This window comes from Microbacterium sp. USHLN272 (assembly GCF_037149655.1).
Taxonomy (GTDB): Bacteria; Actinomycetota; Actinomycetes; order Actinomycetales; family Microbacteriaceae; genus Microbacterium; species Microbacterium galbinum.
Window position 1 is genome coordinate 402,056 of record NZ_JBBCRA010000001.1, and the last position, 19,356, is coordinate 421,411.

The following is a 19,356-nucleotide window of genomic DNA, read 5'->3' on the forward strand; positions in this document are numbered from 1 at the left end:
GGGCGCTCTCGTGCGCGGCGGAGGAACGGCCCTCAGCCGCCCTGAACGAGCAGACCGCTCTCGTAGGCGAGGATCACGAGTTGGGCACGGTCGTGCGCTCCGACCTTGGTCATGATGCGGTTCACGTGGGTCTTGGCGGTGTGCGGCGAGATGAACAGCTCTTCCGCGATCTCCTGGTTGGAGCAACCCCGAGCGACCATCAGCAGCACTTCTCGCTCGCGTTCGGTGAGCGAATCGAGCTCGGCGACTCCCGGTGCCGGCGCTCCTCGGACCGGCATCGCGACGAAGCGGTCGATGAGTGCGCGGGTCGCCGACGGGGAGAGCAGGGCGTCGCCGGCGTGCACGGAGCGCACGGCGCGCGGGATCTCGTCGGGCTCGGCGCCCTTGCCGACGAAGCCGCTGGCGCCCGCACGAAGCGCCTGGACGAGGTACTCGTCCTCCTCGAAGGTGGTCAGGATGAGCACGCGGACGCCCTCGAGACCCGGCGCCCGGCAGATCTGCGCGGTCGCCTCGATGCCGTCGAGCACGGGCATCCGGATGTCCATGATCACGATGTCCGGCCGATGCGCCGACACGAAGTCGATCGCCTCCCGCCCGTTCGCGGCGAGCCCGATGACGTCGATGTCGTCCTGCGCGCCGAGGATGTCGGCGACCGCCTGTCGGATCAGAGCCTGGTCGTCGACGATGAGAACGCGGATCATGACTGCTCCTTCGACCGCGGCATCCAGGCGCGGATCTTCCAGCTGCCGCCGTCGGGTCCTGCGTCGACCGTGCCACGCACGGAGGTCACGCGCTCGCGAAGGCCGAGGAGACCGAGACCGGGGGAATCGCTGCCGTTGGGGGAGGGCGACGCGGTCATCGGGTTGGTGACCGTGATCGCGAGGCCGTCGTCGTCGGCGCGGAGCAGGAGGTGGGCGCGATGCTCGGTGCCGTGCTTGTGCGCGTTCGTGAGTGCCTCCTGGACGACGCGGTAGGCGACGAGCCCGGTCGCGCCGGTGACGCGGTCGAGGTCGCCCTCGGTGCGCACGGTCACCTCCAACCCGGACGACGCGAACTGGGCGACGAGCTCGTCGATGCGGTCGGCGCCGGCCTGGGGGCCGGTGCTCCCGTCGCCGACGTCGGCCGTGCGCAGCATCGACATGAGGTCTCCGATCTCGCCGAGCACGCTGCGCGCTGCGCCGCGGATCGTCGCCAATGCCTGCTTGGCCTTCTCCGGGCGATCGTCGATCACCGAGGTCGCGACTCCCGCCTGCAGACTGATGACCGCGATCTGATGCGCGACCGCGTCGTGCAGATCCCGGGCGATCCGCAGCCGTTCCTCGCTCACGCGCCGCTGGGCTTCGGATTCTCGGCTGCGCACCGCGCGTTCCGCCCGCTCGGTGATGGCGGAGATGTAGTCGCGCCGCGAGCGCGCCGCGTCGCCGAGGGCGGTCGAGAGCGCCACGATCAGCCCGAACTGGAACGCCCGCGGGTCGTATACGGAGCCGATCGCCGAGAGCAGGGACAACAGCATCACGGCGACGACGGCGCACGCCGCGATCAGCAGCGCGCGTCGACGGATGGTGCGCAGGGTGACCTGGTACATCGCGAGGCCGATCGCGATGCCGATACCGGGCGACAGGATGCCGGTGGCGGCTGCGGCGCCGAAGTTGACCAGGAGCGCGGCGAGCGTCAGGAGCGGCCACCGCCGTCGCCAGGGGACGATGGCGAGGGGGAGGAGCACGAGGACGAGGGAGAGCACGCTCGTCGGGCGGAAGTCGGGGATCGGAGTCGGTGCCAGGGCGAAGACGAGCACGACGACAGCGACGAGCACGTCGGGGAGCCATACCGGCATCCGCGGGCGCGGATCCGCGGGCGCCTCGGGAACGTCGGTGTGCTCTGCCATCCCCTCAGTCTGCCGTGGAACGGCCGCCGTCGCGTCGGTCGCCCGGGTCATCGGGAGTACCGCGGACGCGGTACATGCGGAACGCGATCGAAGGATGTGCGGACCCCGGGGCGAGAGGGACGCTGATATCCGTCGATCCGAACGGAGTTCTCCGATGCCCGCACCCCTTCTTCAGATCAGGGATGTCCACAAGTCCTACGGGCGTGGCCCGACCCGCTTCGATGCGCTCAAGGGGGTGAGCTTCGACGTCGGCGAAGGGGAATCGATCGCGATCGTCGGCAAGAGCGGATCGGGAAAGTCGACCCTCATGCACCTTCTCGCTCTGCTCGATGCCCCGGACACCGGAACGATCGCTCTGGAGGGTGTGCAGACGGCTCGCCTGCGAGGCGGGCAGCTCAACCGCACGCGCAACAAGACGTTCGGTTTCGTCTTCCAGCAGTTCTTCCTCACCGGTGGCAACAGCGTGCTCGAGAACGTCGTGCTGCCCCTCAAGATCGCGGGCGTCCGGGCGGGCGAGCGCCGCCGGCGCGGCATGGCCGCCCTCGAGCAGCTCGACCTCGCCGACAAGGCGCGCAACCGGGCGGTGGACCTCTCCGGAGGTCAGAAGCAGCGCGTGGTGATCGCGCGCGCACTGGTGAACAATCCGCGCATCATCTTCGCCGACGAGCCGACCGGCAACCTCGACAGTGCGACGGGCGCCGTGGTCGAGGACATCCTGTTCGGACTCAACCGCGAGCACGGCATCACGCTGATCGTCGTCACCCACGACGAGGATCTCGCGGCGCGCTGCGATCGGCGGATCGTCATCCGCGACGGGCGCATCGTCGACGAGAGCGAAGAGCAGGTCGCCGCATGAGGGCCGCGGACCTCGTCGGATCGGCGATCTCGAACACGTTCCGAGCGAAGACCCGCACGATTCTCACCATCCTGGCGATCTTCGTCGGAGCCTTCACGCTCGCGCTGACCGGCGGCCTCGGCACCGGGATCAATCGGTACATCGACGATACGGTCTCGGGGGTCGGAGCCGCCGACGCGATGAGCGTCACGCGGGCGGCGGACGATGCGGCGACGGTGCCGGGCGCCACCGGCGGGGAACCGCGCGAGTACGACCCGGACGCGGTCTCGAGCGGCATCCCGGGGCAGACCGTGATCGCGCTCGATCCCGATGACGTCGCCGAGATCGAGGGGATCGATGGCGTCGTGCGGGTGGACCCCACACGGACGATCACCCCCGATTTCATCCGGGCCGGCGACGGTACGCCGTTCGTCGCCTCGGTCGGGAGCCTCATCCCGGGGCAGACGACCGTGCTCGCCGCCGGAACGGATCCCGACGACGACGCGTCGGAGACGGAGGTCGCGCTGCCCGCCGCCTACGTCGAGGCCCTCGGGTTCGCGGACGACGACGATGCGCTCGGCTCCACGGTCACGCTGGGGATCACCGATGCGGCGCGCACCTCGCACACGATCGACGCGACCGTCGTCGGCATCACCGAGGAGGCGCTCGCAAGCCCAACGGGCTCGAGCATCCTCGTGAACCGATCGATGAGCGACGCGCTCTTCGAAGCCCAGACGACCGGCCTGCCCGCGGATCAGATCGACCGCTTCGCGTCGGCGACGGTGTGGTTCGCACCCGACGCGACGGACGACGAGATCCAGGCGCTGAAGGACCGTCTGGCCGATGCCGGATTCACCGGGACGACCGTGGCCGACCAGCTCGGCACCATCACCACCGTCATCGACGGAATCGTGCTCGTGCTCAACGCCTTCGCGATCATCGCCCTGCTGGCCGCCGCGTTCGGCATCGTGAACACGTTGTACATGTCGGTTCAGGAGCGCACGCGCGAGATCGGGCTGATGAAGGCGATGGGCATGGGCTCGGGACGCGTGTTCGGTCTGTTCAGCCTCGAGGCCGCCTTCCTCGGGTTCCTCGGAAGCGCGATCGGCGTCGGGATCGCGATGCTCGCCGGCGCGGGGATCAGCGCGGTCCTGGCCGACGGCCTCCTCGCGGACCTGCCGGGATTGACCCTCATCGCCTTCGATCCGGTCTCGATCCTGTCGATCATCGCCCTCGTGATGGTGATCGCCTTCCTCGCCGGGACCCTGCCGGCCGCCCGGGCAGCGCGAGCCGACCCCGTCGAGTCCCTGCGCTACGAGTGAGATGCGGTCGGTGGCTGTGGTCCGGGGCTCACGGCCGGGACCACAGCCGCTCGACCGCGACCTCGCGCCCGAGGACGCGGGTCGCCGCGCGGTGCCCCGACAGGAGTGCGGCGGGTACGGTCGCCGGGTCATCGGTCCAGGTCGCCTCTCCGGCGATGTGCAGCACGCCTCCGATCGGGGTCGCCAGGTCGTCGTGATCGGCGGTCGTCGAGCCGAGCGTCATGTACGCGTAGGCACCGTGGGCGAACGGATCGTCCTGCCAGTGCGTGCGATTCACCGCAACGGGGGCCGGCACGTCGGCGCCGAACAGCCGGCGCAGCTGCGCGAGCACCGACTCGACGACCTGATCGTCATCCCAGTCCCGCGTCACCTTCGCCGCCGGCCCCGCGGCGAAGGTGAGCAGCGTCGGCTCGTCGTCGAGGGCGGTGAGGTCGTACCAGGAGTGCCACCATCGGCCCTCCGGCCCCTGTTGGCGGATCGCATAGACGCCGTCGTCCCAGAACCGCGCGGGGAAGCGCAGGAAGATCTTCTCGAACGCATTCATGCGCAGGCGCGACAGCGCTCCGGCGTTCGGCTCGGGCAGCGCAGGGTCGATCACCAGTGCGGGGGACTGCAGCACCCCGACCGGCACCGTGAGTACCGCCGCCGTCGCGCGGAAGACCTCGTGCGGTGTGGTGGCGACGACGCCCTCCTCCGACCACTCGACACGGGAGACGGGGTGGTCGAGCCGTACGTCGAGCCCCTCCGCCAGGTGCGTGGCGAGGCTGTCGTACCCGTCGGGGAAGACGACCTCGTCGCCGTCGATCGTGTCGTCGTCGAGCCCGTGAGCGGCGAGGTCCTCGATCCACGCGCCGTACTGCTCCTCGGCGCGGTGCTCGAGGTACTCGCGCACCCGCTGCGTGCGGTCGGCGTTCCATCCCTGCATCGCGAGGGCGGCCTCCGTCACATCGCGATACGACGCATCGGCCGCCGACACGGCGATGGCGTCGCGGAGCGCCGCATCCACCGCACGGATGTCGGCGACGTAGGCACGGGCATCCGCGTCGGACAGACGGATGCCGTCGGGGCCGTAGTGAGCGATCGGACGGCTGTCGGGCTGGTAGCCCCCGACCGTGAACTCCTTCGTGCGCATGCCGAAGGCGGTCGCCGCGGCCGCCACCGGGCTGCCGTCGATGCCGTGGATCCAGGAGGCGCCGAGATCCGTGACCCGGCCGGCGGAGCGATCGGTCGTCACACGGCCGCCGATGCGGTCCCGCGCCTCGAGGACGACGACGCTCAAGCCCTCCGCCCGAAGAAGTCGCGCGGCAGAGAGGCCGGCGATTCCCGCACCGATCACGATCGCGTCAGAGGTGTGCATGAGGGCTCCTTCGCCGGAGGGCATCGCAGGGGGTGATCCCGACGTTAGTCAGTCGGACCCCACCGATGGAAGAGCTCAGGGCGATGGCCGGGAACGATCGCGTCGGGTCCCGGCCATCGCCCCGAGGTGCGCGTCAGGCCGACTGGACGAGGATCTTCGCCCCGGCGCCGCCACGGAGAGCGTGGATCGCATCCACGACGCCATCCAGCGGCACGTCCTTCACCCATCCGGTCGTGTCGTACACGCCTGCGGCCATCGCGGCGATGACCGCGTCGAAGTCCTCGGGGAGATACGCCAGCGCGCCGGCGATCTCGGTCTCGGCCATCACCAGCTGGGTCGGCAGGAAGTCCATCGTGCGCTCGTGGATCGCGACGACGACGACACGGCCACCCGGCACGAGGCTCGCGAGCGAGGAGGTGATGGCGGGGCCGGCGCCGGCGGCATCGAACGCCACGTCCACGCCGTCGCCGTCGGTCAGAGCGGTGACGGCCGCGCCGAGGTCCTCCGTCACCGGGTCGACGACCGTGGCGCCGAGCGCCGCGATGATCGCGCGTCGATCGGCGCTGGGCTCGGACACGAGCACCTTCTCGATGCCACGGGCCTTGAGGGCGAACCACACGCCGATGCCGATGGGGCCGGCCCCGGCGATGAGGGCGGTTCCCCCCGACTCCACGCCGCTGCGCGAGACGGCGTGCCACGCGACCGCCATCGGCTCGACCAGGGCACCGAGACGCAGGTCGACGTTCTCGGGAAGCACGTGCAGCTTCGACGCGTCGACGGTCGTGAACTCGGCCATGCCGCCGCCGTCCGAGCTCAGACCGTGGAATCCGATTTTCTGGCACGCGTTGTACATACCGCGGCGGCATGCAGTGCAGTCACCGCAGTAGTAGATCGGCCAGACGGCCACCCGGTCGCCGACCGAGATTCCGTCGACGCCCTCGCCGAGCTCGACGACCGTGCCCGAGAACTCGTGTCCGAGGATCTGGGGGAGGGTCGACCCGGTCAGAGGATGCGGGTGTTCGAAGTCGAGGCCCGCTGCCTCCGGCGTGTAGTAGACGTGCAGGTCGGAGCCGCAGATGCCCGCGAAGGCGTTGCGCAGCTTGACCTGCCCGGGTCCGGGGGAGGGATCTGCGACCTCCTCGATGCGGAGGTCCTCCTGCGCGTGGAAAACTGCGGCCTTCATGTTTCTCTCCTTTTCCGGCGGCCGTCAGCGCAGCCACCACTCCGGGGACGCCGCGAGGATGAGCCTCACGGCGCGGTCGATGTCGTCGTCGCCGCTGCGCAGCCACTCCTCGATGGAACCCACGGTGCCGGCGGCGGCGTAGGCGAACGCGATCGCCATCGCCGCGGGATCGTCGCGGAAGTCCGGGGGAACGATGTCGGGGTGAAGGTGCACCCAGAGTTCGAGGCCCGACCGGATGGACCGCTCGAGGTTGCTGCGCACGGGAGCGGCGAGCAGGGGGTGCATCGCGCCGCGGTAGACGTCCGCGCGGCGGAGGACGTGCTCGAGCAGTGCCCGCTCGCCGTCTCCGATCGCGTCGGTGCGCGGGAGGATCTCCATCGCTTCGGCGATCTCGGACGAGAGGGCGTCGGCGAGGAGGTCGACGGGGCTCTCGGCATGGCGGTAGAAGGTGTCGCGGGTCACACCCGCCGCGGTGCAGATCGCGGAGGCGGTCACGTCGGCGATCGGCATCCGTCCGGCCAGATCGAGGACGGCGTCGCGGAGGTGCTCCCGTGAACGTCGCGCCCGTGCATCCATGTCGCCCAGTTTATCCGACATGTGTCAGATAAGGCGTAACGTGGCGGGAAGGACGGCACCACGACGGTGCCGCAGAGAGGAAGTCATGTCAGGGTTCGAGAACAGCGTCGCGGTCGTCACCGGCGGAGTGTCGGGGATCGGAGCGGCGATCACGCGCCGCCTGGTCGATCGGGGTGCGGAGGTGTTCGTCGCCGACATCAACGCGGATGCCGTGGCCGCCGCCACGGAGACGTTCGGCGAGAACGTGGCGGGCCTGCGCACCGATGTCACCGACGAGCAGTCGATGGAGGCGCTCTTCGCCGCCGCCGTCGAACGATTCGGCCGGATCGATGCGGTGTACAACGTCGCCGGCGGCTCGAAGCCGGGCCGCGTCATCGACATGGATCTCGCGACCTGGGACTTCAACATCAAGCTGAACCTCTACGGCGCGTTCCTGGGCACGAAGCTCGGCGCGAAGCAGTTCCTCGCCCAGGGCGGCGCGGGTTCGATCGTGAACATCGCATCGTTGAACTCCCAGGTGCCGATGCATTCCGGTGCCGGGTACTCGACCGCGAAGGCCGGTGTCGTGATGCTCACGAAGAACGCCGCGCTCGAGCTCGCCGAGCAGGGCATCCGGGTGAACGCGATCTCACCCGGGCTGGTCGCCACGCCGCTCACGGGCGGACTGCTGGCCGTCCCGGGAGTCATGGACACCTACCTGGATCGCATTCCTGCGAAGCGCGCCGCCGATCCCGACGAGATCGCGGGCGTCGCGCTGTTCCTCGCGTCGGCCGACGCGTCGTACGTCAACGGCGAGAACATCGTCGTCGACGGTGCGTGGGCGACGACCGGCTACCCGGACCTGCGCCCCTTCATGGGCTGAGCCGACGGCTCACAGCGGCACGACCAGGGGCGTCCCGGCGTGCGGGTCGGGGATCACGGAGCAGGGCAGTCCGAAGACCTCCTCGACCCGCTCGGCCGTGACGATCGTCGACGGATCGCCGGAGGCCACGATCTCGCCATCGCGCATCATGATCATGTGATCGGCGAAGCGCGCGGCCTGGTTGAGATCGTGGAGCACGGCGACGACCGTGCGCCCCTCGGCGTGGAGGCCGTGGAACAGGCGCAACAGGTCGTACTGGTGCGCGATGTCGAGGAACGTCGTCGGCTCGTCCAACAGCATCGTCGGCGACTCCTGCGCGAGCAGCATCGCCACCCAGACGCGCTGGCGCTGTCCGCCGGACAGCTCGTCGACCAGACGCCCCGCGAGCTCGGTCGTGCCCGTCGCCGCGAGGGCGGCGGCCACGGCGGCCTGGTCGGTGTGCGACCACTGGCGGAGGATCGTCTGGTGGGGGTGTCGACCGCGGGCGACGAGGTCCGAGACGCGGATGCCGTCCGGCGCGAGCGACGTCTGGGGGAGCAGCCCGAGTCGCCGCGCGATCTCCTTCGTCGGCAGGTCCGAGATCGCTCGACCGTCGAGCAGCACCTGCCCGGTCGTGGGGCGCAGCAGACGCGCGAGCGCACGCAGCAGCGTCGACTTGCCGCAGGCGTTCGGGCCGACGATGACCGTGAACGAGCCCGCGGGGATCTCGACGTCGAGATGCGCCGACACCACGCGGCCGTCGTAGCCGATCGTGAGGTCGGCGCCCTGCAGGCGGGCGCGGGTGTGGGTCTCGGTCGTCGTCATCGTCTTCTCGGTCATCGTCTTCTCGGTCATCGTCTTCTCGGTCATCGTCTTCTCGCTTCCTGGATGAGCAGCCAGACCAGGTAGACGCCGCCGAGGCAGACGGTGACGAGGCCGACCGGGATCTGGGTCGGGGCGAACAGCCGCTGCGCGAGCACATCGCTCGCGACCAGCAGCAGTGCGCCGAGAGCGGCGGATGCCGTGAGCGTGACGCTCGCCGAACCGGTGAGGCGGCGGGCGATCTGGGGTGCGGCGAGCGAGATGAAGGCGATCGGTCCCGCCATCGCCGTGACGACCGCGGTGAGTCCCACGCCGAGGATCACGAGCGTCAGACGCACCCCTCCGGTGCGCACCCCGAGGGCGGTCGCCGCGTCGTCGCCGAGCTCGAGCATGTGGAGACGATCGGCGAGCATCGCGACGGTGACCGCGATCGGGATGATCACGCACGCGGCGATGCCGACCTGCTCTGCCGTGATGAGGTTGAGCGAGCCGGCGCCCCAGGCGCTGGCGAGCAAGGCGACGTTCAGGTTCGCGTTGAGGACGATCCAGGTGTTCACCGAGGCGAGCATCGACGCGATTCCGATGCCGACGATGATGAGCCGGAACCCGGTGAACCCGCGGCGGAACGCCAGCAGGTATACGACCAGTGCCGTCGCGGTGCCACCGACGAGCGCGGCGGCGGCGGTCGATGCGACGCTGACGCCGAACGTCGTGATCACGATCAACGCGCCGGTGTAGGCCCCGGCGTCGAAGCCGATCACGTCGGGGCTGCCCAGAGGGTTGCGCGTGAGCGATTGAAAGATCGCGCCGCCGATGCCGAGCGCGGCGCCGAAGACGAGTGCGCCCAGCACTCGCGGGAGTCGCCACTCGATGATCACGAGCTCGGCGCGGGGTTCCCCGACGCCGAGCAGCGTCGTGACGACCTCGCCCGGGGTGAAGACCGCGTCGCCCAGGGTGAGCGCGAACACGCCCACCGCGATCGCGAGAGCCGTGGCGGCGAGGGCGACGATCGTCGCCCGCACACCGATGCGTCGGGAGAAGAAAAACGTCTGCGGCGTGAAGACACGGCGGCCGGCATCCACCGGCGTGGTCAGGAGGTCGGCGCTCACAGCCCGCTCACCTTCCGACGACGCACGAGGGCGATGAGGACGGGGGCGCCGATGACGGCCGTCACGACCGAGACGGGCAGTTCGCCCGTGCGGAGCACGAGTCGACCTGCCACGTCTGCGGTGAGAAGCAGCAGCGGTGCGGCGAAGACGGTGCCGAGGAGGATCCAGCCCTGATGGGGCCCGACGAACCAGCGCACGGCGTGCGGCACCATCAGGCCGACGAAGGCGATCGGACCGGCAGCGGCGGTGGCCGCACCGCAGAGCAGGGTCACCGCGACGATCGAGAGCACACGCGTGAGGGCGACCCGGGATCCGAGGGCGGTCGCGAGATCGTCGCCCAGCGCGAGAGCGTTGAGCGACGGCGCGAGGCAGAAGGCGAGGACGAGGCCGATGAACACGAAGGGCAGCACCGCGTAGACGTCCGGGGTGAGCGAGGTGAGCGAGCCCGCGTTCCAGCTGCGCATCCGGTCGAAGACGCTCGGGTTGAGGAGACCGATCGCCGCCACGACGCCGCCCATCACAGCACCGAGCGCGACACCGGACAACGTCATCCGCAACGGATCCGGGGCGGTGCGGCCTGCCGAACCGATCAGGTACACGAGGACCGTCGCCGCGATCGCGCCGGCGAACGAGAACCAGATGTATCCACTCGCGGCGCTCACGCCGAAGAAGGCGACGCCGATCACGACGCCCAGGCTCGCTCCCGCATTCACCCCCAGGATGCCGGGATCGGCCAACGGGTTGCGGGTGAAGCCCTGGATCAGTGCTCCGGCGATGCCCAGCGCTGCGCCGACCGCGAGGCCCACGATCGTGCGCGGGACGCGCATGCCCTGCACGATGGCACCGGCGTCACCCGTACCGACCGTGAGGCCGTGCCAGACGTCGACCGGAGAGATCCGCTGCGAGCCGAACAGCACGCTCGCCACGCAGACGAGCGCGAGCGCGCCGGCGAGGAGGAGCACCACCAGGCCGCGGCGTGCCTCCGAAACCTGCGGTGCTCTCTCCTCGACGAGCGTCGAGGTCATACCGCGCACCTCACAGCCCGAGCTTCTCCAGCTCGGCGTCGTAGGCGTCCTCGATCTCCTCCTCGGAGCGGCCGTCGTCATTCCACATGGCCATGAGTCGCGCGTGGGTGCCCTCGTCGAGGGATTCGTAGCGCTCGCGCCAGGCTTCGGCGTTCTCGGTCCAGTAGCCGAGGACCTTGTAGTCGGTCGTCGGGAGCTTCAGGTCGTGACGGAGGTGCTTGCGCACGCCGCGCGTGGCCTTCGTCTCACCGGCGACCCAGACGTACCCGCGCCCCGTCGGAAGCTCGGCCGCGCGCAGGATCTCCTCGATGCGCGTGGGACCGTGCCCGTTGCCGCCGTGCACCCAGTGCAACTCCACTCCGTCCGGGGTGGTCAGGGACAGCTCGTCCTCGGCCGTCGCGACCTCGACGACCACGCGGGTACGGACGCCGCTCGGCGCGTTCTCGGCGAGGCGAGCGGCCGCCGGCAGGCCGGTGGCGTCGGCGATCAGCAGCTGCCACTCGATGTCGGCGGGGGCCGCATAGAGCGCCTTCGGCGTGTTGACCCCGAGCACGTCACCCGGCTGGGCGCGCAGGGCCCACGCCGCCGCGATCCCCCCGTCGTGCACGACGAAGTCGATGGTGAGCTCACGCGCCGCGGCATCCCAGTCCCGCACCGTGTACGTGCGCATCGGGGCCGGATCCACACCCTCCGGGAAGTCCCAGTAGCCATCGTCGGTCGGGAACGGCAGGTTCGGCTCGATCTGCCCCTCGGTCGGGAAGAAGACGCGGAAGTACTCATCGCCCACCCCCGTGGTCACGAATCCATCGAGACCTTGGCCCCCGAAGACGACCCGCATCATGCCCGGGCTCAGCCGTTCGACGCGCTGCACCACGATGCGGTGCACGAGGTTGACGGTCATCCGAGGAGCGCCTTCTCGACGACGGTGAGGAACGCGTCCATGCCGCTGGGGGAGCCGTAGATCATCTCGTAGTTGTAGGGGTAGTACTCGCCGCTCTGGACGAACGAGAGGTTCTGCCAGATCGCGTTCTGCTGCAGGGCCTCGTCCTCCTCGACCCAGACGGTGCCATCCTCTTCGGCTCCGGTGAACACGACGTCGATGCCCTCGAGCTGTCCGAGCTGCTCGGGGCTCAGTTCCGCGTACTCGTCGCTCGCGGGCAGGCCGTCCTCCGTCGCGTTCATCAGGGGCGCCATCTCCAGACCGAGGTCGGCGAAGACGAGGCAGGGCACGCCGTAGCAGGACGTCGTGACCTGACCGTCCCAGTAGCCGACGTCTGCGACGACGGGGTGGATGTCGGCGGCGTCGAGGCGGGAGCGGATGTCGGCGATGCGGGCCTCGTACTGGTCGACCCACTCCTGCCACTGCTCCTCGCGGCCGAGATCGGTCGCGGCCTTCGCGACGACGTCTCGCCAGTCGCCCCCGTCGAATGCGTTGTACGTGTAGGTCGGTGCGATCTTCTGGAGCTGCCCGTCGAGGTCCTCCTCGTAGCCGAGGCCGCTGAGGATGAAGTCCGGTTCGGCCTCGAGCACGGCCTCCAGGTTGAACTCCGGGAAGTTCCCGAAGGTCTCCAGCCCCTCCAATTCCTCCTGAGGGAAGAAGTCCGGGAAAGCCGTGAAGTCGTCGCGGATCGGCTGTGTGCCGGCGAGGTCGAAACCGAGCGTGATGAGGATGTCGAGGTCAGTCGTGTAGAAGCCGAGCGCCGCCGTCGGCTCGGCCGGGATCGTGATGTCGACGCCGGTCGGAGTCGTGAGCTCCACCGTGTCGTCCGCGGTGGAGGAGCCGCCGGCGGAGGAGGCGGCGCACGAGGTCAGGAGGAGGCAGGTCGCTGCGAGCGCGACGAGGGACACGGGCGTAGAGCGCATGGGAGGGTCTTCCGGAAGAGGATCGGGGAGCCGGGGCTTAGGTAAGGCTCGGCTTACCCAGTATGGATCCGTCCGATGTCGCGGAGATGCCACACCGTGTCGAGGTCACGCCGACTTCGCGGAATCCTCGTCGCGTCGCGCGGCGTACTCGCCGGGCGTGCGCCCGACTTCCCGGCGGAAGGCTTGCACGAACGCACTCGGCGTCGCGTAGCCGGAGCGCCGGCTCACGTGCGCGACCGTGTAGTCGGCGGAGAGCCATTCGATGGCGCGGCGCATGCGCGCTCGGGTGCGCCAGGTGGAGAAGCTCAGGCCGGTCTCGGCGACGAACAGGCGTGAGAGGTTCCGCGCGCTGGCGCCCACGTGATGTCCCCACTCCTCGATCGAGCGATCGTCGGCGGGGTCGGAGAGCAGCGCCTCGGCGATCGCTCGGGTACGCAGGTCGAGGGGGAGGGGAAGGTCGACGACGGATGCTTCGACGGGTTCGAGCAGGCTGACCACGAGTTCCTCCGCATGCAGGCGCGGTCCCGCAGCGAGGTACGGCGGAGCCTCGAGTCGGTCGAGCACGGCGCGCATCACGTCGGGCAGGGCGACCGCGGTCGTGCGCGGCGAGGGGGAGGCGATGTCGCCGTCGATGAAGGTGCAGCGGAACGAGGTGCCGGCCGCCGCGATCACGCGATGGGACGTCTCAGCGGGAATCCAGAGACCCTGAGTCGCGGGGATGGCGAAGTGTCCGTGCTCTGTCTCGGCGGTGAGAACGCCTCGCGCACCCCAGAGCAGTTCGTGACGATCGGGGTGGGTGTGGGTGTCCCAAGCAGCCCCGTCGACCACGTCGAACTCGTTCGTTCCGATGCGCCAGACGACGCTCTCCTCGAAGTCGGTATCGGTGAGCGACATGGAGCCTCCGCTTGCCTTCCCGTGGGTAGATTAGGACACCCTAAGTTAGCACGCGCGCTCGTCCCGCCGAGGGGATGGGGCGGAACGAAGAAGCCCCGCTCCGTCGAGGCGACGTGCGGGGCTGTGATGTGTGGGCGATACCGGACTCGAACCGATGACCTCTTCCGTGTGAAGGAAGCGCGCTACCAACTGCGCCAATCGCCCATGACCCAGGGGGTCGAGAAACGATACTACCGGACGCGCGCGGGCCGTGATGACCATCCGGCGAGACACGCGCGAGATTCGCTTCCGGTTTGGACAGTCGCGGATCATCGGCTAATGTTTCATAAGTGCCCGGGACAACCGGGAACGAAATGCGGATGTAGCGCAGTTGGTAGCGCACAACCTTGCCAAGGTTGGGGTCGCGAGTTCGAGTCTCGTCATCCGCTCGAGTGCAGAGGGTCTTCTTCGGAAGGCCTTCCGCACGTGGGGTCAATCCACACGGTGGCGTGGCCGAGCGGCTAGGCACCGGCCTGCAAAGCCGTTTACACGGGTTCGAATCCCGTCGCCACCTCACTGAGAACTGAATAGCCTTCATAGGCGCGATTGGCGCAGCGGTAGCGCGCTTCCCTGACACGGAAGAGGTCACTGGTTCGATCCCAGTATCGCGCACAGACGAAACCCCCGGTCCAGCCGGGGGTTTTTGCGTTTCCGGCCGTCGAAGTGCTCGCCCGAGAGGCAACTGGACTTCAGTGACTCTCGTGGCCGAAGTACGCGAAGAGCCAGACGACCACCCCGACCACCGCCGCTGCGACGAATCCGAGTGCCGTCGGGAAGGCGCTGCTTCCGTACATCCACGTGGGGAAGAGTGCGCATCCCGCGGGAGAATCGCTCTCCCACGCACCCGCGAGCCAGCCCGTCCGGCAGTAGTCCTGAATGGCGGGCGCGACGATGATCCCGGCGGCGAGACCCCCGACCGGGCTCGTGATGGCGGTCCAGACCGCTGCGAACTGCGCGTCGGCGTGCGAATCGGCTTCGCCCATTTCGGTACCCTTTCCCCAGTGGTACCCCTCCGCCCACAGCAAACCACGCCGAGCCGCCCAGCGGAAGAGCTCGGGAGCATTCCACAGGTCAGCGGGCGCTGAGCGCGGCTGCGATCCGACGCACCGCCTCCTCGAGGAGCGGCCGCGGTAGGGCGAAGACGAACCGGGTGAAACCGATCGCAGCCACCCCGCAGGCGGCGCCGTCCGTCATCGCGACACCGGCGTGCTCGCGGAACCACTCGCTCAGATCGCCGGTCAGCCCGGTCTCCCGGAAGTCGAGGAGAGCGATGTAGGTTCCCTCCGGAACGGTCATCCGCACCTGGGGAAGGTGCTCGGCGACCAGGGCGGCCAGTGCGCGGCGATTACCGTCGAGATAGGCGACCGTCTCGTGCAGCCACTCGCCCCCATCGGCGTACGCGGCGACGTTGGCGACCGCTCCGATCGTCGAGGTGCCGTGCCCCGACCACGCTCCTTCGCGTTCCCAGAGCTCCGCATCCCGCTCGTTCGAGACGATGATCTGCGCGCACTTGAGACCGGCGAGGTTCCACGCCTTGGACGCGGAGGTGGCGGTGAGGGTGTGACCTGCGGCGACATCGGAGATCGAGGCGTAGGGGATGTGCCGGGCGGGGGCGTAGACGATCGGCGCGTGGATCTCGTCCGAGAACACGCGTCCGCCGGCGTCGTGCACGGTCTCCGCCACCCGTTCGAGCTCTTCGCGCGTCGCGACCGTTCCGAGCGGGTTGTGCGGATTGCACAGCACCAGCAGCTCGCCGCCCTCGGCGAAGGCCGCCGCCACCGCGTCGTGGTCGAGCACCCAGCGCCCGTTCTCGACGATGCTCGGCACCTCGATGACCCGTCGCCCGTGCATCGGGGGAACCATGAGGAACGGCATGTACGCCGGCGTCGGGACGATCACGGCGGCCCCCGGAGCCGTATACTGCTCGATCGCGTACTCGAAAGCGGTGATCACGTCGGGGACCTGCTTCACCTGCGCCGACGAGATCTCCCAGCCGTAGCGAGCGGCGTACCAGGCGGCCGTCGCGGCGGCGAGCTGGTCGGCGAGATGCTGTGGAAGGTAGCCCGTGAGGCCCTGCTCGAGGGCATCGCCCACCGCGTCCTTCACCGCGGGTGCGACCCCGAAATCCATCTCGGCGACGAAGGCGCCGATCGTGTCGGGGAAGGTCGTCCACTTGACGCTCCCCGCCTCTCGCAGATCGTTCTCGGTGAGGGTGTCGATGCGGTTGACGGACATACGGGGATCCTTCACGGCAGGGGAGAGGGGGCTCCCTCGATCGTACGGGGAGCGCGCCCTGCCGGGGCCGGAGGGCCGACCCCGCGGCGGGTCACCGATCGCGAGGTGCGCGTTTGACGACGTCGTACGCGGCGAGCGCCGCCTTCCGCGTCTCCCCGAGGTCGACGATCGGCTCGGCGGGGGCATCCGATGCCCACTGCGAGATGTACAGGCGGTTCGGATCGAACTTCTTGGCCTGGAGCTCGGGGTTGAAGATGCGGAAGTAGGGCGCGGCATCCGCACCGGAGCCGGCGACCCACTGCCAGTTGAACGGGTTGTTCGCCCCATCGGCATCGACGAGGGTGTCCCAGAACCACTCCTCGCCGCGGTGCCAGTCGATGAGGAGGTTCTTCACGAGGAACGACGCAGTGACCATCCGCACCCGGTTGTGCATGTACCCGGTGCGCCAGAGTTCGCGCATTCCGGCGTCGACCAGGGGCACGCCGGTCTCGCCGCGCTGCCACGCGTCGAGGTGCGACGGCTTCAGCCGCGGCCACGGGAAGGCGTCGAACTCGGGGTGCAGGTTCTTCGTCGCGAGGTCGGGGAAGTGGAAGAGCGTGTGCCACGCGAACTCGCGCCACCCGAGCTCCGAGAGGAACCCGCCCGCGCCGTCCGCGGAGACCGCCTCGTGCCAGACCGTGAACGGGCTGATCTCTCCCCAGCGCAGGCGGGGGGACAGGAGCGAGGTGGCTCCGGCCGAAGGCTCGTCGCGTGCGCGGTCGTACGATCCGAGGTCCTCGTCGAGGAAGGAGCGCAGTCGACGTCGAGCGGCGGGTTCCCCGGGTTCCCAGGTCTCGCGCAGGCCCTCCGCCCAGTCCGGACGGGTGGGGAGCAGAGCCCAGTCGTCGAGGTCGTCCGATGCCGGAGCCGAGCGGATGCCGTCGATCTCGCGTGGCTCGGGGAGGGGGAGCCGCGGTGCGGGCAGCGAGAGGCACGCCCGCCAGAAGGGGGTGAACACGGAGAAGTGCGTACCGGCCCCCGTCGTCACCGTCCAGGGCTCGTGGAGAAGGGATCCCGCGAAGGAGACGACCTCGACGCCGTCGTTCCGCAGAGCGGTCTTCAGCTCGGCGTCGATGTCGCGCTCGGGTCGGCCGTACCGGCGATTCCAGAAGACGGCGCCGGCGTCGGTATCCGCCACGACCTGGGGGATCACGCGGGCGGTGGGACCGCGGCGCAGCACCAGTGCGCCCCCACGCTCCCGCAGCCGTTCGCTCAGCGAGGCGAGTGAGTGATGCAACCACCAGCGGGCCGCTCCGCCGAGCGGTCGGATGCCGGGGGATTCCTCGTCGAGCACGTAGACGGCGAGGATCGGCTCCCCGCGATCGATCGCGGCGCGCAACGCGGGGTTGTCGGCGAGACGCAGGTCATCACGGAACCACACGATCGAGGGGGAGGACATCGCCCCATTCTGGCGCTCGTCCTGCGATCGGAGAAATGTCAGCGTCGGCCTTGACTTCGACCCTCGGCGCTGGTGGCCCACACCGCCCACACCATGAGGAGCGGCTGCAGGAACAGCCGCCCGAATCGGCGGCGGTCGGTGTCGAGCCCGGGCGTGGAACGGCCGGTGCGCCACTGGTGCACGTTGCCGGGCAGCACAGCGGCGAAGAACAGCGCAGTGGCCCATCCGATCCGCGCGCGCTCCCGAGGAAGGGCGACCAACCCCGCGGCGAGCCCGATCTCCACCGCACCGGAGGCGACCACGATCGTCTCCTTGTCGAGCCCGGACATGCGCGTCGCCCAGTCCGGCACGACCACGCGGAAGCCGCGCGTCTGGACGAAGTGCAGGACGCCGATCGCGCCGAGTCCTGCGGCGAGGATCCACCGGGCGATCGTACGGGTCATCCGCTCACGCTACCCCGGTTCACTGCGGAAACGGCATCCGTTCGGCCGCCCAGCTCCGGAATGCGTCCGTGATCTCCGCCGCATGCGTGTGATGGAGATAGTGATCGCCGTCGACGGGTATCACCGTGCCGTCGGCGACGCTCGCCGCCTGGGCCTCGTGCAGGGCGACCCAGTCCGGGGTCTTCTCGTTGTCGGCTACGGCGAACAGCAGCACGGGGAGATCATCGGGAAAGGTACGTCCCTCGGCCTGCGCGAAGTTCGGGGCGATGTGCGCCATCTCGTCGAGGTACGTGGGCGCCATCGACGTGCGGTTGGAGATCATCGCGATCTGCTCCCGGTCATGATCGGAGTAGGCCCCACCCTCATGCCCGACCCCGCCCACCGCGAGCAACAGCCGTGCGAGTCCCAGAGTTCGGGCGGCGCCCATGAGTCCTGTCGGGAACTCGGTGTCCATGTGCGGCTGCCCCGGCACGCTGGAGTCGATCCCGACGAACCCCTGGAGCTCCTCGGGGTGCGTCGCGGCCAGCTCGAGTGCGTAGATGCCCGCGATGGAGTGCCCCATGAGCACGTACGAGTCGATGTCGAGCTGCTCGAGGGCGTCGTGCACCTCCGCGACGATGTTCTCGGTCGTCCGCGCGCGATCGGTGCCGTCGCTCAATCCATACCCGAGGGGCTCGATCACGACGACGCGATGATCGGTCGCGAGGTCGTCGACGAGGGGGGAGAAGTCGATCGCGGGTGAGGCCGTGCCGAATCCGGGGAGGAGCACGATATCCGTGGGACCGGAGCCGGTGATCACGACGTTCATCCGATGACCGTCGACGATGACGAAGGTCCCGTACGGCTCGATCGCCTCCTTCTCGATCTCCGATGCGACGACGTTCACGACGGTCGTCGTCGCCAGCCCCAGGGTGATCGTCGCGGTGACGGCCACGAGGGTGACGAGCCCTCTCTTCACGAACTTCTTCATCGCCAGCCTCTCCGGGCGCGCTCTGCGCCGCAGATCCAGCGTCGCGCGACGGCGCGTGCGCGCACATCGACCGGACGCGGACTCCGGCGTACCGCATCGGCGGTAGCGGACGCTCGTGCCCGGTGGTGCGCGACTGCCAGACTGGCCGCATGACCGTGTTCCGCATCATCGTGCTCTTCGTGCTGGCCGCTGTCGCGGAGATCGGCGGAGCATGGCTGATCTGGCAGGCGGTCAAGGAGGAGCGCGGCTGGATCCTCGCCGTGCTCGGGGTGATGGCCCTCGGCGCCTACGGGTTCATCGCGGCACTCCAGCCCGACGTCAACTTCGGCCGGGTGCTGGCCGCGTACGGTGGGGTCTTCATCGCGGGATCGCTCGCGTGGGGCATCATCGTCGACGGCTTCAAACCGACCGTCTGGGACTGGGTGGGGTCATCCATCGCCCTCGTCGGAGCCGCGATCATCATCCTCGCTCCGGTCGTCACGCAGACGGCCACCGAGCCGGGGGCGTGACGGTCAGCAC

20 protein-coding genes and 4 tRNA genes are annotated in these 19,356 nt (G+C 69.5%); 7 read left to right on the plus strand and 17 right to left on the minus strand.

Features of this window, described 5'->3' with window-relative positions:
- Positions 1-32: 32 nt before the first annotated feature.
- Both WFJ97_RS02025 and WFJ97_RS02030 read right to left on the minus strand, forming a co-directional pair.
- Positions 33-701 (minus strand): response regulator transcription factor, encoded by a 669-nt coding sequence (locus WFJ97_RS02025; RefSeq protein WP_336640310.1) that lies wholly within the window; start codon positions 699-701, stop codon positions 33-35.
- Positions 698-1,885, minus strand: coding sequence for a histidine kinase (locus tag WFJ97_RS02030; RefSeq protein WP_336640311.1), 1,188 nt, complete (start codon positions 1,883-1,885; stop codon positions 698-700). The genes WFJ97_RS02025 and WFJ97_RS02030 overlap by 4 nt, the downstream gene beginning before the upstream one ends.
- Positions 1,886-2,039: 154 nt before the next feature.
- Between WFJ97_RS02030 and WFJ97_RS02035 the strand changes: the two genes are divergently transcribed.
- Positions 2,040-2,741 (plus strand): ABC transporter ATP-binding protein, encoded by a 702-nt coding sequence (locus WFJ97_RS02035; protein WP_336640312.1) that lies wholly within the window; start codon positions 2,040-2,042, stop codon positions 2,739-2,741.
- Positions 2,738-4,042, plus strand: coding sequence for an ABC transporter permease (locus WFJ97_RS02040; RefSeq protein WP_336640313.1), 1,305 nt, complete (start codon positions 2,738-2,740; stop codon positions 4,040-4,042). Before WFJ97_RS02035 ends, WFJ97_RS02040 begins: the two co-directional genes overlap by 4 nt.
- Positions 4,043-4,070: 28 nt before the next feature.
- Here the strand turns inward: WFJ97_RS02040 and WFJ97_RS02045 are convergent, their stop codons facing one another.
- From WFJ97_RS02045 to WFJ97_RS02055, 3 genes are all read right to left on the minus strand, one after another.
- Positions 4,071-5,399: a flavin monoamine oxidase family protein gene (locus WFJ97_RS02045; RefSeq protein ID WP_336640314.1), complete on the minus strand. Its 1,329-nt coding sequence runs from the start codon at positions 5,397-5,399 to the stop codon at positions 4,071-4,073.
- A gap of 133 nt (positions 5,400-5,532) precedes the next feature.
- A complete protein-coding gene (locus WFJ97_RS02050; RefSeq protein WP_336640315.1) occupies positions 5,533-6,582 on the minus strand; it encodes a 2,3-butanediol dehydrogenase in 1,050 nt (349 codons plus the stop codon).
- Between the two features lie 24 nt (positions 6,583-6,606).
- Complete coding sequence (locus WFJ97_RS02055) at positions 6,607-7,158, minus strand: TetR/AcrR family transcriptional regulator (RefSeq protein ID WP_336640316.1); 552 nt, start codon at positions 7,156-7,158, stop codon at positions 6,607-6,609.
- An 85-nt stretch (positions 7,159-7,243) separates the two neighbouring features.
- Between WFJ97_RS02055 and WFJ97_RS02060 the strand changes: the two genes are divergently transcribed.
- Positions 7,244-8,020 (plus strand): SDR family NAD(P)-dependent oxidoreductase, encoded by a 777-nt coding sequence (locus WFJ97_RS02060; protein WP_336640317.1) that lies wholly within the window; start codon positions 7,244-7,246, stop codon positions 8,018-8,020.
- Positions 8,021-8,029: 9 nt separating this feature from the next.
- Here the strand turns inward: WFJ97_RS02060 and WFJ97_RS02065 are convergent, their stop codons facing one another.
- The 7 genes from WFJ97_RS02065 to WFJ97_RS02095 all read right to left on the minus strand — a co-directional run bounded on the left by WFJ97_RS02065 (position 8,030) and on the right by WFJ97_RS02095 (position 13,916).
- Positions 8,030-8,824, minus strand: coding sequence for an ABC transporter ATP-binding protein (locus tag WFJ97_RS02065; RefSeq protein ID WP_336641844.1), 795 nt, complete (start codon positions 8,822-8,824; stop codon positions 8,030-8,032).
- 41 nt (positions 8,825-8,865) lie between these two features.
- Positions 8,866-9,930: a FecCD family ABC transporter permease gene (locus WFJ97_RS02070; RefSeq protein WP_336640318.1), complete on the minus strand. Its 1,065-nt coding sequence runs from the start codon at positions 9,928-9,930 to the stop codon at positions 8,866-8,868.
- Positions 9,927-10,955, minus strand: coding sequence for an iron chelate uptake ABC transporter family permease subunit (locus tag WFJ97_RS02075; protein ID WP_336640319.1), 1,029 nt, complete (start codon positions 10,953-10,955; stop codon positions 9,927-9,929). Before WFJ97_RS02075 ends, WFJ97_RS02070 begins: the two co-directional genes overlap by 4 nt.
- 10 nt (positions 10,956-10,965) lie before the next feature.
- A complete protein-coding gene (locus tag WFJ97_RS02080; RefSeq protein WP_336640320.1) occupies positions 10,966-11,856 on the minus strand; it encodes a siderophore-interacting protein in 891 nt (296 codons plus the stop codon).
- Entirely contained in the window at positions 11,853-12,818 is a 966-nt protein-coding gene (locus WFJ97_RS02085) for an ABC transporter substrate-binding protein (RefSeq protein WP_247622400.1), read from the minus strand. The genes WFJ97_RS02080 and WFJ97_RS02085 overlap by 4 nt, the downstream gene beginning before the upstream one ends.
- Before the next feature lie 105 nt (positions 12,819-12,923).
- Positions 12,924-13,712, minus strand: a complete 789-nt coding sequence (locus WFJ97_RS02090; RefSeq protein ID WP_336640321.1) for a helix-turn-helix domain-containing protein — start codon at positions 13,710-13,712, stop codon at positions 12,924-12,926.
- Positions 13,713-13,843: 131 nt separating this feature from the next.
- Positions 13,844-13,916 (minus strand) — tRNA-Val (locus WFJ97_RS02095).
- Positions 13,917-14,067: 151 nt separating this feature from the next.
- Here WFJ97_RS02095 and WFJ97_RS02100 point away from each other — a divergent pair.
- From WFJ97_RS02100 to WFJ97_RS02110, 3 genes are all read left to right on the plus strand, one after another.
- Positions 14,068-14,140: transfer RNA gene (locus tag WFJ97_RS02100), tRNA-Gly, on the plus strand.
- Positions 14,141-14,194: 54 nt separating this feature from the next.
- A tRNA-Cys gene (locus WFJ97_RS02105) sits at positions 14,195-14,265 on the plus strand.
- Positions 14,266-14,291: 26 nt separating this feature from the next.
- Positions 14,292-14,363, plus strand: a tRNA-Val gene (locus WFJ97_RS02110).
- Positions 14,364-14,440: 77 nt separating this feature from the next.
- On the opposite strand, the gene WFJ97_RS02115 is transcribed toward WFJ97_RS02110, so the two are convergent.
- The 5 genes from WFJ97_RS02115 to WFJ97_RS02135 all read right to left on the minus strand — a co-directional run bounded on the left by WFJ97_RS02115 (position 14,441) and on the right by WFJ97_RS02135 (position 18,837).
- On the minus strand, positions 14,441-14,734 hold the full coding sequence (locus WFJ97_RS02115) for a hypothetical protein (RefSeq protein ID WP_247632161.1): 294 nt from the start codon (positions 14,732-14,734) through the stop codon (positions 14,441-14,443).
- Between the two features lie 88 nt (positions 14,735-14,822).
- Positions 14,823-15,986, minus strand: a complete 1,164-nt coding sequence (locus WFJ97_RS02120) for a MalY/PatB family protein (RefSeq protein WP_336640322.1) — start codon at positions 15,984-15,986, stop codon at positions 14,823-14,825.
- Between the two features lie 91 nt (positions 15,987-16,077).
- Positions 16,078-17,424 (minus strand): cryptochrome/photolyase family protein, encoded by a 1,347-nt coding sequence (locus WFJ97_RS02125; protein ID WP_336640323.1) that lies wholly within the window; start codon positions 17,422-17,424, stop codon positions 16,078-16,080.
- Positions 17,425-17,462: 38 nt separating this feature from the next.
- Positions 17,463-17,867, minus strand: a complete 405-nt coding sequence (locus WFJ97_RS02130) for a DoxX family protein (protein WP_336640324.1) — start codon at positions 17,865-17,867, stop codon at positions 17,463-17,465.
- Between the two features lie 19 nt (positions 17,868-17,886).
- Positions 17,887-18,837 (minus strand): alpha/beta fold hydrolase, encoded by a 951-nt coding sequence (locus WFJ97_RS02135; protein WP_336640325.1) that lies wholly within the window; start codon positions 18,835-18,837, stop codon positions 17,887-17,889.
- Positions 18,838-18,986: 149 nt separating this feature from the next.
- On the opposite strand from WFJ97_RS02135, the gene WFJ97_RS02140 reads away from it, so the two are divergent.
- The gene (locus tag WFJ97_RS02140; RefSeq protein ID WP_247622414.1) at positions 18,987-19,346 is read left to right on the plus strand and encodes a YnfA family protein; all 360 of its coding nucleotides are present in this window, start codon (positions 18,987-18,989) and stop codon (positions 19,344-19,346) included.
- The last annotated feature ends 10 nt before the right edge of the window (positions 19,347-19,356 follow it).

Coding starts and splice junctions, on each gene's coding strand:
- WFJ97_RS02125 (WP_336640323.1), bottom strand. CDS start 17,424: ATGTCCTCCCCCTCGATCGTGTGGTTCCGTGATGACCTGCGTCTCGCC.
- WFJ97_RS02065 (WP_336641844.1), bottom strand. CDS start 8,824: ATGACGACGACCGAGACCCACACCCGCGCCCGCCTGCAGGGCGCCGAC.
- WFJ97_RS02050 (WP_336640315.1), bottom strand. CDS start 6,582: ATGAAGGCCGCAGTTTTCCACGCGCAGGAGGACCTCCGCATCGAGGAG.
- WFJ97_RS02130 (WP_336640324.1), bottom strand. CDS start 17,867: ATGACCCGTACGATCGCCCGGTGGATCCTCGCCGCAGGACTCGGCGCG.
- WFJ97_RS02115 (WP_247632161.1), bottom strand. CDS start 14,734: ATGGGCGAAGCCGATTCGCACGCCGACGCGCAGTTCGCAGCGGTCTGG.
- WFJ97_RS02085 (WP_247622400.1), bottom strand. CDS start 12,818: ATGCGCTCTACGCCCGTGTCCCTCGTCGCGCTCGCAGCGACCTGCCTC.
- WFJ97_RS02040 (WP_336640313.1), top strand. CDS start 2,738: ATGAGGGCCGCGGACCTCGTCGGATCGGCGATCTCGAACACGTTCCGA.
- WFJ97_RS02060 (WP_336640317.1), top strand. CDS start 7,244: ATGTCAGGGTTCGAGAACAGCGTCGCGGTCGTCACCGGCGGAGTGTCG.
- WFJ97_RS02030 (WP_336640311.1), bottom strand. CDS start 1,885: ATGGCAGAGCACACCGACGTTCCCGAGGCGCCCGCGGATCCGCGCCCG.
- WFJ97_RS02075 (WP_336640319.1), bottom strand. CDS start 10,955: ATGACCTCGACGCTCGTCGAGGAGAGAGCACCGCAGGTTTCGGAGGCA.
- WFJ97_RS02090 (WP_336640321.1), bottom strand. CDS start 13,712: ATGTCGCTCACCGATACCGACTTCGAGGAGAGCGTCGTCTGGCGCATC.
- WFJ97_RS02055 (WP_336640316.1), bottom strand. CDS start 7,158: ATGGATGCACGGGCGCGACGTTCACGGGAGCACCTCCGCGACGCCGTC.
- WFJ97_RS02140 (WP_247622414.1), top strand. CDS start 18,987: ATGACCGTGTTCCGCATCATCGTGCTCTTCGTGCTGGCCGCTGTCGCG.
- WFJ97_RS02045 (WP_336640314.1), bottom strand. CDS start 5,399: ATGCACACCTCTGACGCGATCGTGATCGGTGCGGGAATCGCCGGCCTC.
- WFJ97_RS02080 (WP_336640320.1), bottom strand. CDS start 11,856: ATGACCGTCAACCTCGTGCACCGCATCGTGGTGCAGCGCGTCGAACGG.
- WFJ97_RS02135 (WP_336640325.1), bottom strand. CDS start 18,837: ATGAAGAAGTTCGTGAAGAGAGGGCTCGTCACCCTCGTGGCCGTCACC.
- WFJ97_RS02025 (WP_336640310.1), bottom strand. CDS start 701: ATGATCCGCGTTCTCATCGTCGACGACCAGGCTCTGATCCGACAGGCG.
- WFJ97_RS02035 (WP_336640312.1), top strand. CDS start 2,040: ATGCCCGCACCCCTTCTTCAGATCAGGGATGTCCACAAGTCCTACGGG.
- WFJ97_RS02120 (WP_336640322.1), bottom strand. CDS start 15,986: ATGTCCGTCAACCGCATCGACACCCTCACCGAGAACGATCTGCGAGAG.